Here is a 14029-nt window from a genome sequence, read left to right as displayed (position 1 = left end):
TCACGACTGAGGAGCCGCCAGCTTGCCTGAAGCCTATACCGGGTTGTCGCAGTCGATAAACCGGTGCTCTATCCCGAACTCCCTGGCCAGCGCCTCTCCGAGCGCCTGCACACCGTAGCGCTCCGTGGCATGGTGACCAGCGCCAAAGTAGTGGATGCCACATTCCCGCGCCGTGTGGGTCGTCGGCTCCGAGGCTTCACCACTAATATAGGCATCAACGCCAGCCTCTACCGCCAACGGAAGGTAACCCTGAGCCGCCCCGGTGCACCAGGCGACGCGCCGTATCACTCCGGACCGGAACCTACATGGAGCGGCCTTCGTTCCAGCCTCTCTTCAAGGTGCCTGGCAAATACCCCTGCCGACATAGCCTGCGGCAACTGCCCCTCCCACAGAAGCCCCGAAAGCGGCCTCGGGTCAGCAATACCAAGCACATCCGCCAATTGCCGGTTGTTACCATAGTCCGGATGATCGTCCAGGGGGAGGTGGTAGGCGACCAGGTTGATATCGTGGTCAAGCAGGGTCTTGATACGGGCTTTTTTCATACCGGTGACAGGCTGGGGTTCACCTTTCCAGAAATAACCATGATGTACCAGGACCATGTCTGCACCAGCGCCCACCGCGGCATCAATCAAAGCCTGGGAAGCGGTTACGCCGGTCACCAGGCGGCTGACCTGGTCACTGCCTTCTACCTGGAGCCCGTTGGGACAGTAATCCTGGAAGTTCTCCGGCGTCAGCCAGTTGTCCAGGGTTTTCAGGATATCGCTTCGTGTCGCCATGAAATCCTCCTGTCGGTGAGCTTTGAGTATGCAGTGAACGCCCTCTGACGCTCAGTCCACCAGACCTTTCAGGGCCTGCAACAATTCATCGTTCTGTTCGGCGGTACCAATGGTAATTCTCAGGAAGTCATCAATTCTTGGCTTGTCGAAATGGCGAACGATGATGCCCCGCTCGCGGAGACGGAGCGCCAGGTCCGCGCCCTTCTGGCTGGCGTGGCGAGCGAAGATGAAGTTTGCCGAGGAAGGCAGAACCTCGAAACCCATGGCAGTCATGGCCAAGGTAACCCGCGCCCGCTCATCCATTACCCGCTGCCGGGTTTCGTTAAACCAGGCTTCATCCTCAAACGCCGCAACCGCTCCCGCCTGGGCCAGGCGGTCCAGGGGATAGGAGTTGAAGCTGTTCTTGACGCGATTCAGGGCCTCGACAAGATCCCGGTGACCTATTGCCAGGCCAACGCGCAGCCCGGCCAGGGAGCGAGCCTTGGACAGGGTCTGGCTTACCAGCAGGTTCGGGTAACGGTCCACCAGTGTGACCGCCGACTCGGCGCCAAAATCCACGTAGGCCTCGTCTACCACCACGACACTGTCAGGGTTACCTGCCACGATCCGTTCAACCTCAACCAATGGCAGTGCCCGGCCAGTAGGTGCGTTAGGGTTTGGGAAGATAATGCCACCATTGGGCACCAGGTAGTCCTGCGGATCGATCTCAAAATCGCCCGTCAGCGGCACCAGCTGGCTTTCCACGCCGTACAGTCCGCAGTAGACCGGATAGAAGCTATAAGTAATGTCAGGAAACAGAATCGGTCGATCCTGCTTCAGCAGGCCCTGGAAAATATGGGCCAGCACCTCGTCGGATCCATTACCGACGAACACCTGCTCCGGTGATACCCCGTAACAGGTGGCAATCACGGAGCGCAACTGCTCGCTCTCCGGGTCCGGATACAGGCGCAGGCGCTCATCCAGCTGCGCCCGGATCGCCTCCAGCACCCGGGGCGAGGGACCGTAGGGATTCTCATTGGTGTTGAGCTTCACCAGCCGTTCCATCTTCGGCTGTTCACCCGGAACGTACGGCTTGAGCTGACTGACCAGGGAACTCCAGAACTTGCTCATGGTCGCTCCTCAGCCCTCGTCCCTGATGCGGTACTCGGCGGAACGGGCGTGGGCGGTCAGCCCTTCACCACGGGACAGAACGGAGGCAACACGCCCCATCCGGTCAGCACCGGCGGCCGAAAAGCCAATCAGCGACGAGCGTTTCTGGAAATCATAAACGCCCAGTGGCGATGAAAACCGGGCGGTACCGGAAGTCGGCAGCACATGGTTGGGGCCGGCACAGTAGTCCCCGAGAGCTTCAGCGGTATAGCGACCCATGAAGATCGCTCCCGCATGACGGATCTTCTCCACCAGCGACCGGGGCTCTTCAACGGATAGCTCCAGGTGCTCCGGTGCAATCCGGTTGGAGACCTTCGCCGCCTCCTCCAGGTCCCTTACCTTGATCAGCGCGCCCCGATCAGACAATGAACGGGCAATGATATCGGCCCGCTCCATGGTGGGCAGCAGCTTGCGGATACTTGCTTCCACTGCGTCCAGGAACGCGCCATCCGGGCTGATCAGAATCGACTGGGCCTGCTCGTCGTGCTCCGCCTGTGAGAACAGGTCCATGGCAATCCAGTCGGGATCGGTCTTGCCGTCACAGATCACCAGGATCTCGGAAGGGCCGGCAATCATATCGATACCCACGGTACCGAACACCTCACGCTTGGCAGTGGCAACGAAGATGTTTCCCGGACCCACGATCTTGTCCACCGCGGGTACTGTCTCGGTACCGTAAGCCAGCGCACCGACAGCCTGCGCCCCACCCAGGGTAAATACACGGTCAACCCCGGCAATCACCGCAGCCGCCAGTACCATGTCGTTGACCACACCGGCCGGTGTGGGCACCACCATAACCACTTCCGATACCCCTGCCACCTTGGCGGGAATAGCGTTCATCAGCACCGAAGAGGGATAGGCCGCCTTGCCGCCGGGCACGTAGATGCCGACCCGGTCCAGTGGCGTCACCTTCTGCCCCAGCACCGTGCCGTCGACGTCCTCATACTGCCAGGAATCCTGCTTCTGACGCTGGTGGTAATCCCGGATTCGCCCAGCCGCCGCCTCCAGGGCTTCCCGCTGCTCCGCCGGAATCCGCTCCAGGGCCTGCTCCATACGGGTGATGGACATCTCCAGCTCGGCCATGGACGCCACTTCGAGCTGATCAAACTTCGCGGTAAACTCCAGCACCGCCTGGTCGCCCCGCAGCTTCACCTCACCGAGAATATGACGGACCGACTCGTTCACCTGATGGTCGACACTGTCTTCCCATGCCAGGAGGCGGGACAGCGCATCATCAAAACCTGCATCGGAAGCAGACAATCGGGTCATCGAAACGTCGGTCATAACAATCACCTGGAAGCAACACAATGTGTCAGTAAACGGGAACGTCAGGCTTCAACAGCCCGGCGAGCCTCTACAGCCTGCCCCATCTTCTCGATAATGGGCTGCAACAGGGCGTGCTTCATCTTCATGGACGCCCGGTTGGCTATCAGGCGGGTACTGATGTTCTCGATCAGGTCCCGCGCCTCCAGCCCGTTGGCCTTCAGCGTATTACCAGTATCCACAATATCCACGATCTCATCGGCCAATCCCAGGATCGGCGCCAGCTCCATCGCCCCATAGAGCTTTATGATATCCGCCTGGCGTCCCTGGGCCGCGTAGTAACGACGCGCCAGATTCACGAACTTGGTGGCCACCCGCAAGCGCCCCTGAGGGGCCGGCTGTCCCTTGACCCCGGCGGTCATCAGCCGGCAGCGGGAAATATTCAGGTCAAGTGGCTCATAGAGCCCCTCACCCCCGTGCTCCATCAGCACGTCCTTGCCGGTCACACCCAGGTCGGCACCACCATACTGGACGTAGGCAGGAACGTCCGTCGCGCGGATAATCAGCAAACGTACATTGGGGTCGGTGGATGGGAACACAAGCTTGCGGGACTTACTGATATCGTCCACGAACTCGATTCCAGCTTCCCGCAACAACGGAATGGTCTCGTCGAGTATGCGCCCCTTCGAGAGCGCAATGGTAATCGAAGTCTCGGTCATCGGTAATCCGTCCGGTTCGAATGTCTTGGCCGCCCGTCTCACCCCGGTATGCGGCGGATACTCGCGCCCAGCAACTGGAGCTTCTCTTCAATACACTCATAGCCCCGGTCGATATGGTAGATGCGATCCACGATGGTATCGCCGTCGGCCACCAGGCCGGCAATGACCAGGCTGGCCGAGGCACGCAGGTCTGTCGCCATGACTGGCGCGCCGGTCAGGTGGGGCACCCCCTTGATGATGGCTGCATTACCTCGAGGGTAATATCTGCGCCCATCCGGCTCAGCTCCTGGATGTGCATGAAGCGGTTCTCGAACACCGTCTCAACAATCGTACCGGTACCTTCCGCCACCGTGTTCATGGCGGCGAACTGGGCCTGCATATCGGTGGGGAAAGCCGGATAAGGCGCGGTCCGCAGGGAAACGGCCTTGGGTCGGTTGCCTTTCATATCCAGCTCGATCCAGTCCTTACCGGTACTGATATGGGCACCGGCTTCCTCAAGCTTGAGCAATACCGCTTCGAGCAGGTCTTCCCGGGTGTCTTTCAGCCGTACCCGGCCACCAGTTGCCGCCGCCGCCACCAGGTAGGTACCGGTTTCCACGCGATCAGGCAGTACGTCGTAATGGCAGCCATGGAGACGTTCCACCCCATGGATTTCGATCGTGGCGGTACCGTATCCTCGGATGTCTGCCCCCATGGCAATCAGGCACTCGGCCAGGTCCACTACCTCCGGCTCACGGGCAGCGTTTTCCAGAATAGTGACGCCATCCGCCAGGGCCGCCGCCATCATCAGGTTCTCGGTGCCAGTCACCGTCACAGTATCCAGGAAGATATGGGCACCCTTCAGACGACCGTTGGATTTCGCGTGGATGTAGCCGTTCTCAACCCGCACTTCGGCGCCCATCTGCTCAAGGCCGTGGATATGCAGGTTGACCGGTCGGCTGCCAATGGCACAACCGCCAGGCAAGGATACTTCGGCAGAACCGAAATGAGCCACCAGCGGCCCCAATACAAGGATGGATGCCCGCATGGTCTTGACCAGCTCATAGGGGGCGACGGTTTCCTTGAGGGTACCGGCGTTCACCTGCACGCTCATCTTCTCGTCGATCATCACCTCGATACCCATGCGGCCCAGCAGCTCGATCATGGTGGTAATGTCGTTCAGGTGAGGCAGGTTGCCTACGGTTACCGGCTCGTCGGCCAGCAGTGTGGCGGCAAGGATCGGCAGTGCCGAGTTCTTGGCACCGGAAATACGGATCTCGCCATTGAGCGGCTTACGACCCCGGATCAGTAATTTGTCCACATCGAATTCCTGTTGTCGTGCGCCGGCATTACTGCTGACGGGCTGCCCACTGGGCCGGGGTGAATGCGCGAATGGTCAGAGCATGAATTGTGCCATCATCCAGCTGCTCCCGCAGGGCCCCGTAAATCAGCTGCTGCTTTTTGACCGGAGACATGCCTTCGAAGCGGTCACCGACAGCCACCACCAGGTAGTGGTTACCATCGTTCTGAACCTGAATTTCACAGTCGGGCAGCTCCTGGCGGACCCGTTCGGCAACGTCCTGGGCTTGCATACGCGGTTTAACCTCAAAGTTTTACGAAACGAAGGCAGAATTGTACCGGATTATAGGGAGCCGGTCAGCCAGCTGGAAACGCCATTCAGACGGGAGAGTTCAAGCAGGTCAGGGGAGGCCCCCTCATAGGAAAGAATCTGGGACCTGGCTGCTGCCGCCCGGTGCCAGCACAGCAATAACGACAGCAGCAGGCTACTGGCTGTAGACACCGATGACAGGTCAATGGTGACCACCGACTGCCCTGACTGCTGCGAAAGCCAGTCTTCACCCTGCTGCCGCAGACACACTACGTTGTCTGCGGTCACCTGGCCGGCGAGCTCGAGGCGCTCACCGGCGACACGGACTCTGGCCGTCATTCCTGATTCGCGCCCTGGTCCATTTCGTCATCCAGGTTGAGGGAAGCCACTGCCTCGCCCCAGTTATCGATGACGGCATCCACATCGCCTCGACGAGCCTCCATTTCCTGGGCAAACCGGTCACGGAAGGCCAGGCCAATGTTGACCCCTTCAACAATTACGTTTTCCATCAGCCAGTCACTGTCACTGCCCTTGCGATACATGGAGTAGGTGACCTGGTAGCGGTCACCTGACTCGGTGGTCACCAGCAGGTTCACCGACGCGCGATCATCGTCGCGGGGGTTGATCTCGGCCTGCTGAACCTCGATCTCGAAACTGTCGGAATTGTTCACCAGCGCCTGGGCATAGCTGTCAAACAGGCTGCGCTTGAAGCGAACGACGAACTCATCCCGCTGTTCGGGGGTAGTCTGGCGCGCGTAACGCCCCATTACCCGGGCAGCAATCCGGCGAAAATCCACAAAACCGGTAAGGGCCTCTTCCATCTCACCGTAAAAGGATTCGGGGTCCTGTTCGTACAGGCCCTTCTCTTCGTTCAGGCGCTCGACCAGTTTCTGGGTGTTCTCATCCACGTACTTGGCCAGGTCCTGGTTGTTGGCAACAGCCGGACGAGCCAGCAAGGCGGACACCAACACCATGGCAAACAACGCCAGTGTATAAGGTGTGAGACGAACTGTGTGGCGAACCGCGGTCATGGGTTTCTCCTGAGTTGCTTTCCTGACTTAGTCGCCACCCTGACCGGAGGCGAAATTGCTGATCATGCGCTCAATATTGAGCGCCGACTGGGTTTCGTAAAAAGTATCTCCATCCGCCAGCGACTGCATATCAGCACCCGGGGATATATCAATATACTGCTCACCCAGCAAACCCGATGTACGTATGATCGCTGAGCTATCGGCAGGGATGGAATCGATGGCGGCAGAGATATCCATCACCACCCTTGCCTGGAACGTCTCCTGGTCAAGCGTCACTTCGCGGATCTGCCCTACCTGGACACCCGCCATGGAAACCCGCCCCCTGGGCCCCAGCCCGCCGGCGTCGTTGAAATAGGCGTCGACCGTGTAGGTATCACCGGCCGGCTTGAAGGTCAGCCCGCTCACCTGCAACGCCAGGAACAACAGCGCTGCGCCACCGGCCAGGATGAACAGACCAACGATAATCTCTGTCGTTCTCTGAGCCATCAGAAACTCCCGAACATGACGGCGGTCAGGACGAAGTCGAGACCAAGTACCGTCAAGGATGAAAATACCACCGTTCTGGTAGTGGCGGCGCTGATGCCCGCGGACGTCGGCACACAGTCGTAGCCCTGATAGACGGCAATCCAGGTGCAGGCGACACCGAATACCAGGCTTTTGATAACACCATTGACCACGTCATCCGCGAACGCCACAGATGCCTGCATATTGCCCCAGTAGGAGCCCTCAAACACACCCAGCCATTCCACACCAACCAGCATACCGCCCCAGATACCCACCACCGAAAAAATCAGCGCCAGCAGCGGCATGGAAATAAACCCGGCCCACAGGCGTGGCGCCATGACCCGGCGCAGAGGGTCGACCCCCATCATTTCCATACTGGACAGCTGTTCCGTTGCCTTCATCAGACCGATCTCCGCTGTCAGCGCCGACCCGGCCCGGCCGGCAAACAGCAAGGCGGTGACCACCGGCCCCAGTTCCCGCAAAAGCGTGAGCGCGATCATCTGGCCAATGGCGCTTTCAGAACCGAAATCAGTAAGAATGGTATAGCCCTGAAGCGCGAGCACCATGCCAATAAACAGCCCGGACACAATGACAATCGCCAGGGAAAGTACGCCAATCCTGTAGATCTGCTGTATCAGCAAAGGGCCACCCACCGAAGGGTTCGGCGCGCCCACCAGCGACCTCCACAGGAAGAAGCCGGCCCGCCCGAGGGAAGCCAGGGTGTCCAGGCCCCGGCGCCCCACACGGGCAATACGGTTCATCAACGCACTAGCCACGACCAGCACCTCCCTCGACGGTGCCACCCCAGTCCGCCCGGGCATCCGGCGCGGGATAATGGAAGGGTACCGGGCCGTCCGGATTTCCATGCAGAAATTGCTGGACCTTGGGCGAGGCGTGGTTTCTCAATGCTTCCGGGGTACCCTCGCCAATCACCTTGCCGTCGGAAACAATACAGGCGTAGTCGGCAATGCTCAGCGACTCAGGCACGTCGTGGGATACCAGCACACTGGTCAGGCCCATGATGGCGTTCAGCTCACGGATCAACTTGACCAGCACACCCATGGCAATGGGATCCTGCCCGGCGAAGGGCTCATCGTAGAGAATCAGCTCCGGGTCCAGGGCAATACTCCGGGCCAGGGCCACCCTCCGGGTCATACCGCCAGACAGTTCCGCCGGCATCAGGTTGCGCGCCCCCCTCAGGCCCACGGCTTCGAGCTTCATCAGAACGATATCCCGGATCATGTCGTCGGGGAGCCTGGTGTGCACTCTCAGCGGAAACGCCACGTTTTCAAAGACACTCAGGTCGGTGAACAGCGCTCCACTCTGGAACAGCATCCCTATATCCTCGCGCAGCCGGTACAGGTCCCTGCGCTTGAGGGACGGCACATCGTGGCCTTTTACGCGGATACTGCCGCTGTCCGGGCGCAACTGCCCGCCGATCAGCTTGAGCAATGTGGTCTTGCCGGTGCCGCTGGGTCCCATGATGGCGGTGATGCGGCCACGGGGCACAGCGAGCGACACCCCATCGAAGATACGACGGCTGCCCCGGGTAAATACAACATCGTCCAGAAGAATGTAGGAACTGTCAGTCATGCCCGAAACCACCGGAAATTTGGCGTTACATTATGCCAACTTGCCCCGCGGCTCAATGACTGCGGGCGTTAAACTTTGTGAATAGTCGATTTACCGGTGGCTGCGCCGGGCCCCTGCCGCCAGTCCACCCCTGTTGATGATATACTTCCCACCCTATAATCGGGATTTATCAACCAGGGCCTGCCCTGTGCTCACAGCGTCTGAATCAGGAGCCCCATGACTAAACCGTTTGTTGCCGCCGCACTCAACGCCATCGACATTGAACGCCAGGCGGTCGAAGCCCTCTCTGACCGCATCGACGACGACTTTATCCGGGCCTGCGAAGTCATCATGGCCTGCAAGGGCCGTGTTGTGGTGACCGGCATGGGCAAGTCCGGTCATATCGGCAACAAGATCGCCGCGACCCTGGCCAGCACCGGCACCCCCTCCTTCTTCGTTCATCCCGGGGAAGCCAGCCACGGTGACCTGGGGATGATCACCAGCCAGGATGTGGTCCTGGCCATTTCCAATTCCGGTAACACCGGCGAGGTCCTGACCATACTGCCCCTGCTCAAGCGCATGGGCGCACCACTGATCAGCATGACCGGCAACCGGGACTCAACACTCGCCCGGGAGGCAGTGGCAAATCTCGACGTCAGCGTCGCCAAGGAGGCCTGCCCATTGGGGCTGGCACCCACTTCCAGCACTACCGCCACCCTGGTGATGGGCGATGCCCTTGCAGTCGCACTGCTCGAGGCCCGTGGATTCAGCGCTGAGGACTTCGCATTCTCCCACCCCGGGGGCGCCCTCGGTCGCCGCCTTTTACTGCGGGTCGCCGACATCATGCATACCGACGACCGTATCCCCCGGGTCCGGGACACCACGCCCCTGGCCGGGGCCCTGCTGGAGATATCACTCAAGGGGCTGGGAATGACCACCGTCGTCAACGAGGACGGTCAGCTGGTGGGTATTTTTACTGACGGTGACCTGCGCCGCACCCTGGACCGCTCCATTGATATCCAGAAGACGCTGATCCGGGATGTCATGACCCGTAACGGCCGCGTTATTCACGATGACCAGCTGGCCGCAGAAGCACTGCATGTCATGGAGGAACTCAAAATCAACGCCCTGCCTGTCCTGAATCGTGAGGAACAACTGGTGGGCGCCCTCAACATGCACGACCTGCTGCGGGCGGGGGTGATCTGAGATGGTGATGACCACCCAGGGAGCAGCGACACAGAGACCAGCCTGGCCCAGAGAGGCCCTCGACAAGGCGTCAGGCATTACCCTGTTGGCACTGGATGTAGACGGCATCATGACCGATGGCTCACTGCTGTTTTCCGCCACAGGTGACGAGCTGAAAGCCTTCAATATCCTCGACGGGCTGGGCATGAAACAGGCCATGGCAGCGGGCATCGATATCGCGGTCATTACTGGCCGCACCTCACCACTGACTGAGCGGCGCATGCAAAGCCTGGGGGTGGGCATGTTACTCCAGGGACGTGAAGACAAGGTAACAGCCCTGCAGGAAATCGCCTCCCGTCGCCAGCTGTCGCCGTCCGGGATTGCCTATATGGGGGACGACCTGCCCGACCTGGCTGCAATCCGCTATGCAGGCTTTGGCGTTACCGTGCCCAACGCACACTGGTTTGTTCGCCAGCACGCCGATTACTGCACCCACGCCACCGGGGGCAATGGCGCGGTGCGAGAGCTGACCGACCTGCTGCTGGCGGCCCGGGGCACTCTCGACTCAGAGCTGCAGCGCTGGCTTGGAGAGACCGAATGAGTGACCAGGATGATCGCAATCTCCTGATCCGTCTGCTGGATTTCCTGGCCCACCCACGCGTCCGCAATCCGGGCCTGGCCATTGCAGCTGTCGTGCTCGGTTACATGCTCTGGCAAAGCGATGACCCCCGCTCTGTGGATACCGCTGCCATTGCCCTGCGGGGCGAAACCGAGCCTGACACCTTTGTAAATCAGGGTATTTTCCGCTCCTTTGATGCGTCCGGGCGACCCGAAATCGTCCTCACCAGTCCCCGGACTGAACAGTTCGATGACCGTAAAGAGGCCTTTCTGGAGGCCCCTGACGGTACTCTGTATGATCATGAGGCAAACCTGCGCTGGCTGATCACCGCAAACACCGGCCTGTATGATATGGCCGCCGAGGTGATGGACCTGGAGGGTGACGTGGAAGTGATCCGTCGTACAGGCGGGGGTGATGCTGTCTTGCTTACCGAATACCTTCGCATTGATAATGCCTCCCGAACAGCGACGACTGATCGCCCGGTCACCCTGACATCACCGGGAAACATCACCCATGCCCGCGGCCTGACCGGCTGGCTCGATGAGCGGGTGCTGGAACTGGAGAACTCCGTTGAGGGAATCTATGAAACCCGTCAGTAGCCCGCTGCGCTGCCTGCTTGTCCTGGTAACGCTGGTTGCCACTCTGCCGGCTGGCGCTTTCGACATGAACTCGGACGAGCCTATCCGGATCACTGCGGACTCCGCCCGCCTGGACGACAATCAGGGCACCGCCATTTACCGGGGCAATGTCGACGTTCGCCAAGGTGACGTGCTGCTCACAGCTGACCGGGTCGACGTTTACAGGGGTAGCGAGGGACTGGACCGCATCCACGCCCGGGGCCGCCCGGCCACTTACGACCGGCCTGCGACCGCAACCGAGGGCCCCGTCCACGCCGAAGCGCTGGAGATCCATTACTCCGCCAGTGAGAACCTGCTTCGCTTTGAGCAAGAGGCCGTTGTTGAGCAGGGGGAAGACGAGTTCCGTGGCGCCATCATCAACTACGACACGGCCAACCGGATTGTCACCGGTGAAGGCCGCACTGAAACCGGTGAAGGATCCGGCCGGGTCGAATGGTGATCCAGCCCAGGGGCAACAGTTCATCCAGCAGTAACTGACGGCACTCGCTATGGCATTGTTACAGGCGAACCACCTCGCCAAGAGCTACAAACAGAAAAAAGTCGTCATCGACGTCTCCCTGAGTATCGAGAGCGGGCAGATCGTCGGACTGCTTGGCCCTAACGGGGCCGGCAAGACCACCTGCTTCTATATGATCGTTGGCCTGGTGCCGGCGGACCACGGCCACATCAGTATAGACGGCAAGGACATCACACCGTTGCCCATGCATGGGCGCGCCCGTCAGGGTATAGGCTACCTGCCCCAGGAGGCCTCTGTTTTCCGCAAGCTCTCCGTGAGCGACAACCTCATGGCCATACTGGAAACCCGCAAGGACCTGAACCGGCGCCAGCGGGAAGAAAAAATGGAAGAGCTGCTGCAGGAATTCCACATTACCCACATCCGTGACAGCGCCGGCATGGCCCTCTCCGGCGGGGAGCGTCGCAGAGTGGAAATAGCCCGAGCCCTGGCGATGGAACCAGCCTTCATCCTGCTGGATGAACCCTTTGCCGGCGTGGACCCGATCTCGGTGAGTGACATCAAGCAGATTATCCGCCACTTGCGGGACAAGGGCATCGGTGTGCTGATCACCGATCATAACGTGCGGGAAACCCTGGATATCTGCGAAAAGGCGTATATCGTCAGCAGTGGACACATTATTGCCTCGGGTTCCTCGGAAGAAGTCCTGGCCAATCAGCAGGTCAAAGACGTCTATCTCGGGGATGAATTCAGGCTCTGAGATCGGCGGCGATTCCGGTACGCCCTGCCCCGATCTGTAAACTGGCGCCGGTTGCAGCAATTGTCTTCAATGCGGCAAGGGGGTACACTCGGCAAAGAACTTGCTTGTTAATTCCAAGTATCCGGTAACACTGATATTTTTCCCTGATATTGCCAGTTTTTTGAGCTGGATCAGACAACTTCGGGCTAACACATGTTATCGGTAACCTCAGAAGGGTGATGGACGTGAACTCATGGTGATGAAAGCCTCCTTACAGTTAAAGATGGGTCAGAGCCTCACAATGACCCCGCAACTGCAACAGGCGATCCGTCTGCTCCAGCTGTCCACCCTGGACCTGCAACAGGAAATCCAGCAGGCACTGGACTCCAACCCCATGCTGGAAACCTCCGAGGACGACGACCAGGAAAGTTCTGATGCCGAGAGGGACAACGAGCGGGACGAGCGCAGCGATGAATCCGTGTCCGCCTCTGAGGGCGAAAGCGCAGCGGACAACACCTGGGAGGAATCCGACTGGTCGGCAGAGAACAACAGCGGTGACACCATTCCCGATGACCTGCCAGTGGATACCGCCTGGGATGACATTTACCAGTCGGCGCCAGCACCCGCCTCCCGCGGCGATGACGACAACGACATGGATTTTGACAGCCGCAACCCCGCCGCCGAAACCCTGCGGGACCACCTCGAGTGGCAGCTCAACCTGACTCCACTGAGCGAGCGAGACAGCGCCATTGCCCATGCCCTGCTGGACGCTGTGGATGAACGGGGCTACCTGACGGCCACGCCGGAAGACATACATTCCGGCCTGGAAGACGAAACCGATGACGACCCCGTCGAACTGGACGAAGTGGAGGCAGTACTCCACCGCCTGCAGCACTTTGACCCCCCGGGCGTATTCGCCAGGGATCTCCAGGAATGCCTGCTGATACAACTTAACCAGTTACCCCCGGACACCCCCTGGCTGGACAAGGCCCGGCTGGTGATCACCCACTACATCAACCTGCTGGGCAACCGTGACTACGCCCAGCTGCTTCGCCGAAGCCGCCTGAAAGAAGACCAGCTAAGGGATGTGCTGGCCGTCATCACCTCCCTCAACCCCCACCCCGGCAATGCACTGGACCGGTCCGAACCGGACTATGTCATCCCCGATGTAATTGTTCGCAAGGACAATGGTCGCTGGCGGGTGGAGCTGAACCCGGAGATTGCACCGCGTATTCGCGTCAATACGAGCTATGCTTCGCTTATACGCCGGGCGGACAGCAGCGCTGATAACACCTACCTGCGCGACCAGCTCCAGGAAGCCAAGTGGTTTATCAAGAGCCTGCAGAGTCGTAATGAAACCCTGTTAAAGGTCGCGACACGAATTGTTGAACATCAGCAGGGTTTTCTGGACCATGGGGAAGAAGCGATGAAACCGCTGATACTGTCGGACATCGCCCAGGCCGTGGAAATGCACGAATCCACCATTTCCCGGGTCACCACGCAAAAATACATGCACACCCCCCGTGGCATCTTCGAGCTGAAGTATTTCTTCTCGAGTCATGTAAGCACGGAGGAGGGCGGCGAATGTTCTTCCACAGCCATTCGTGCCATGATCCGCAAACTGATCGCGGCAGAAACCCCGAAAAAGCCGCTCAGCGACAGCAAGATTGCCACCATGCTGGGAGAGCAGGGCATAAAGGTGGCCAGGCGCACGGTAGCCAAGTATCGTGAAGCCATGCACATTCCGCCCTCAAACGAGCGGAAACGACTGGTCTGAACAAAGGGTCTGACA

15 protein-coding genes and 2 pseudogenes are annotated in these 14029 nt (G+C 59.9%); 6 read left to right on the top strand and 11 right to left on the bottom strand.

Annotated features, from left to right (window positions below; genetic code table 11):
* Positions 1-33: 33 nt before the first annotated feature.
* From LJ360_RS06850 to LJ360_RS06800, 11 genes and pseudogenes are all read right to left on the bottom strand, one after another.
* Positions 34-776 (bottom strand): annotated as a pseudogene (locus LJ360_RS06850) (Nif3-like dinuclear metal center hexameric protein).
* 51 nt (positions 777-827) lie between these two features.
* Positions 828-1886, bottom strand: coding sequence for a histidinol-phosphate transaminase (hisC, locus tag LJ360_RS06845; RefSeq protein ID WP_264995659.1), 1059 nt, complete (start codon positions 1884-1886; stop codon positions 828-830).
* A gap of 9 nt (positions 1887-1895) precedes the next feature.
* Positions 1896-3209, bottom strand: a complete 1314-nt coding sequence (gene hisD, locus LJ360_RS06840; RefSeq protein ID WP_091849099.1) for a histidinol dehydrogenase — start codon at positions 3207-3209, stop codon at positions 1896-1898.
* Between the two features lie 44 nt (positions 3210-3253).
* Positions 3254-3907, bottom strand: a complete 654-nt coding sequence (gene hisG / locus LJ360_RS06835; RefSeq protein WP_091849100.1) for an ATP phosphoribosyltransferase — start codon at positions 3905-3907, stop codon at positions 3254-3256.
* Between the two features lie 38 nt (positions 3908-3945).
* Positions 3946-5207 (bottom strand): annotated as a pseudogene (murA, locus tag LJ360_RS06830) (UDP-N-acetylglucosamine 1-carboxyvinyltransferase).
* 28 nt (positions 5208-5235) lie between these two features.
* Positions 5236-5478 carry a BolA family protein gene (locus LJ360_RS06825; protein ID WP_091849102.1) on the bottom strand — a complete coding sequence of 81 codons (243 nt, stop codon included), beginning with the start codon at positions 5476-5478 and terminating at the stop codon, positions 5236-5238.
* A 50-nt stretch (positions 5479-5528) separates the two neighbouring features.
* Entirely contained in the window at positions 5529-5834 is a 306-nt protein-coding gene (locus LJ360_RS06820; protein WP_264995658.1) for an STAS domain-containing protein, read from the bottom strand.
* Entirely contained in the window at positions 5831-6526 is a 696-nt protein-coding gene (locus LJ360_RS06815) for a phospholipid-binding protein MlaC (protein WP_091849104.1), read from the bottom strand. Before LJ360_RS06815 ends, LJ360_RS06820 begins: the two co-directional genes overlap by 4 nt.
* A gap of 27 nt (positions 6527-6553) precedes the next feature.
* The gene (gene mlaD / locus LJ360_RS06810; protein ID WP_091849105.1) at positions 6554-7012 is read right to left on the bottom strand and encodes an outer membrane lipid asymmetry maintenance protein MlaD; all 459 of its coding nucleotides are present in this window, start codon (positions 7010-7012) and stop codon (positions 6554-6556) included.
* Entirely contained in the window at positions 7012-7791 is a 780-nt protein-coding gene (gene mlaE / locus LJ360_RS06805; protein ID WP_245742486.1) for a lipid asymmetry maintenance ABC transporter permease subunit MlaE, read from the bottom strand. The genes mlaD and mlaE overlap by 1 nt, the downstream gene beginning before the upstream one ends.
* Positions 7792-7798: 7 nt before the next feature.
* Positions 7799-8623, bottom strand: coding sequence for an ATP-binding cassette domain-containing protein (locus LJ360_RS06800; protein WP_091849106.1), 825 nt, complete (start codon positions 8621-8623; stop codon positions 7799-7801).
* A gap of 216 nt (positions 8624-8839) precedes the next feature.
* Between LJ360_RS06800 and LJ360_RS06795 the strand changes: the two genes are divergently transcribed.
* The 6 genes from LJ360_RS06795 to LJ360_RS06770 all read left to right on the top strand — a co-directional run bounded on the left by LJ360_RS06795 (position 8840) and on the right by LJ360_RS06770 (position 14014).
* A complete protein-coding gene (locus LJ360_RS06795) occupies positions 8840-9808 on the top strand; it encodes a KpsF/GutQ family sugar-phosphate isomerase (RefSeq protein ID WP_177185996.1) in 969 nt (322 codons plus the stop codon).
* 7 nt (positions 9809-9815) lie between these two features.
* Entirely contained in the window at positions 9816-10388 is a 573-nt protein-coding gene (locus LJ360_RS06790; RefSeq protein ID WP_264996003.1) for a KdsC family phosphatase, read from the top strand.
* Positions 10385-11005 carry an LPS export ABC transporter periplasmic protein LptC gene (gene lptC / locus LJ360_RS06785; RefSeq protein ID WP_264995657.1) on the top strand — a complete coding sequence of 207 codons (621 nt, stop codon included), beginning with the start codon at positions 10385-10387 and terminating at the stop codon, positions 11003-11005. Before LJ360_RS06790 ends, lptC begins: the two co-directional genes overlap by 4 nt.
* Complete coding sequence (lptA, locus tag LJ360_RS06780) at positions 10989-11483, top strand: lipopolysaccharide transport periplasmic protein LptA (protein WP_264995656.1); 495 nt, start codon at positions 10989-10991, stop codon at positions 11481-11483. Before lptC ends, lptA begins: the two co-directional genes overlap by 17 nt.
* 49 nt (positions 11484-11532) lie before the next feature.
* Positions 11533-12258, top strand: a complete 726-nt coding sequence (gene lptB, locus LJ360_RS06775) for an LPS export ABC transporter ATP-binding protein (protein ID WP_091849111.1) — start codon at positions 11533-11535, stop codon at positions 12256-12258.
* A 238-nt stretch (positions 12259-12496) separates the two neighbouring features.
* Entirely contained in the window at positions 12497-14014 is a 1518-nt protein-coding gene (locus tag LJ360_RS06770; protein ID WP_091849343.1) for an RNA polymerase factor sigma-54, read from the top strand.
* Positions 14015-14029: the final 15 nt, after the last annotated feature.

The sequence above is a fragment of the Marinobacter sp. AN1 genome, from assembly GCF_026013985.1.
Taxonomy (GTDB): domain Bacteria; phylum Pseudomonadota; class Gammaproteobacteria; order Pseudomonadales; family Oleiphilaceae; genus Marinobacter; species Marinobacter segnicrescens.
The sequence above is the reverse complement of the archived record's forward strand: the minus strand, read 5'-3'. Positions and strand labels throughout refer to the sequence as shown.

Excerpts from the sequence above, each read along its gene's own strand:
- hisC (WP_264995659.1), bottom strand. The coding sequence starts at position 1,886 with ATGAGCAAGTTCTGGAGTTCCCTGGTCAGTCAGCTCAAGCCGTACGTT.
- hisD (WP_091849099.1), bottom strand. The coding sequence starts at position 3,209 with ATGACCGACGTTTCGATGACCCGATTGTCTGCTTCCGATGCAGGTTTT.
- hisG (WP_091849100.1), bottom strand. The coding sequence starts at position 3,907 with ATGACCGAGACTTCGATTACCATTGCGCTCTCGAAGGGGCGCATACTC.
- LJ360_RS06825 (WP_091849102.1), bottom strand. The coding sequence starts at position 5,478 with ATGCAAGCCCAGGACGTTGCCGAACGGGTCCGCCAGGAGCTGCCCGAC.
- LJ360_RS06820 (WP_264995658.1), bottom strand. The coding sequence starts at position 5,834 with ATGACGGCCAGAGTCCGTGTCGCCGGTGAGCGCCTCGAGCTCGCCGGC.
- LJ360_RS06815 (WP_091849104.1), bottom strand. The coding sequence starts at position 6,526 with ATGACCGCGGTTCGCCACACAGTTCGTCTCACACCTTATACACTGGCG.
- mlaD (WP_091849105.1), bottom strand. The coding sequence starts at position 7,012 with ATGGCTCAGAGAACGACAGAGATTATCGTTGGTCTGTTCATCCTGGCC.
- mlaE (WP_245742486.1), bottom strand. The coding sequence starts at position 7,791 with ATGAACCGTATTGCCCGTGTGGGGCGCCGGGGCCTGGACACCCTGGCT.
- LJ360_RS06800 (WP_091849106.1), bottom strand. The coding sequence starts at position 8,623 with ATGACTGACAGTTCCTACATTCTTCTGGACGATGTTGTATTTACCCGG.
- LJ360_RS06795 (WP_177185996.1), top strand. The coding sequence starts at position 8,840 with ATGACTAAACCGTTTGTTGCCGCCGCACTCAACGCCATCGACATTGAA.
- LJ360_RS06790 (WP_264996003.1), top strand. The coding sequence starts at position 9,816 with ATGACCACCCAGGGAGCAGCGACACAGAGACCAGCCTGGCCCAGAGAG.
- lptC (WP_264995657.1), top strand. The coding sequence starts at position 10,385 with ATGAGTGACCAGGATGATCGCAATCTCCTGATCCGTCTGCTGGATTTC.
- lptA (WP_264995656.1), top strand. The coding sequence starts at position 10,989 with ATGAAACCCGTCAGTAGCCCGCTGCGCTGCCTGCTTGTCCTGGTAACG.
- lptB (WP_091849111.1), top strand. The coding sequence starts at position 11,533 with ATGGCATTGTTACAGGCGAACCACCTCGCCAAGAGCTACAAACAGAAA.
- LJ360_RS06770 (WP_091849343.1), top strand. The coding sequence starts at position 12,497 with ATGAAAGCCTCCTTACAGTTAAAGATGGGTCAGAGCCTCACAATGACC.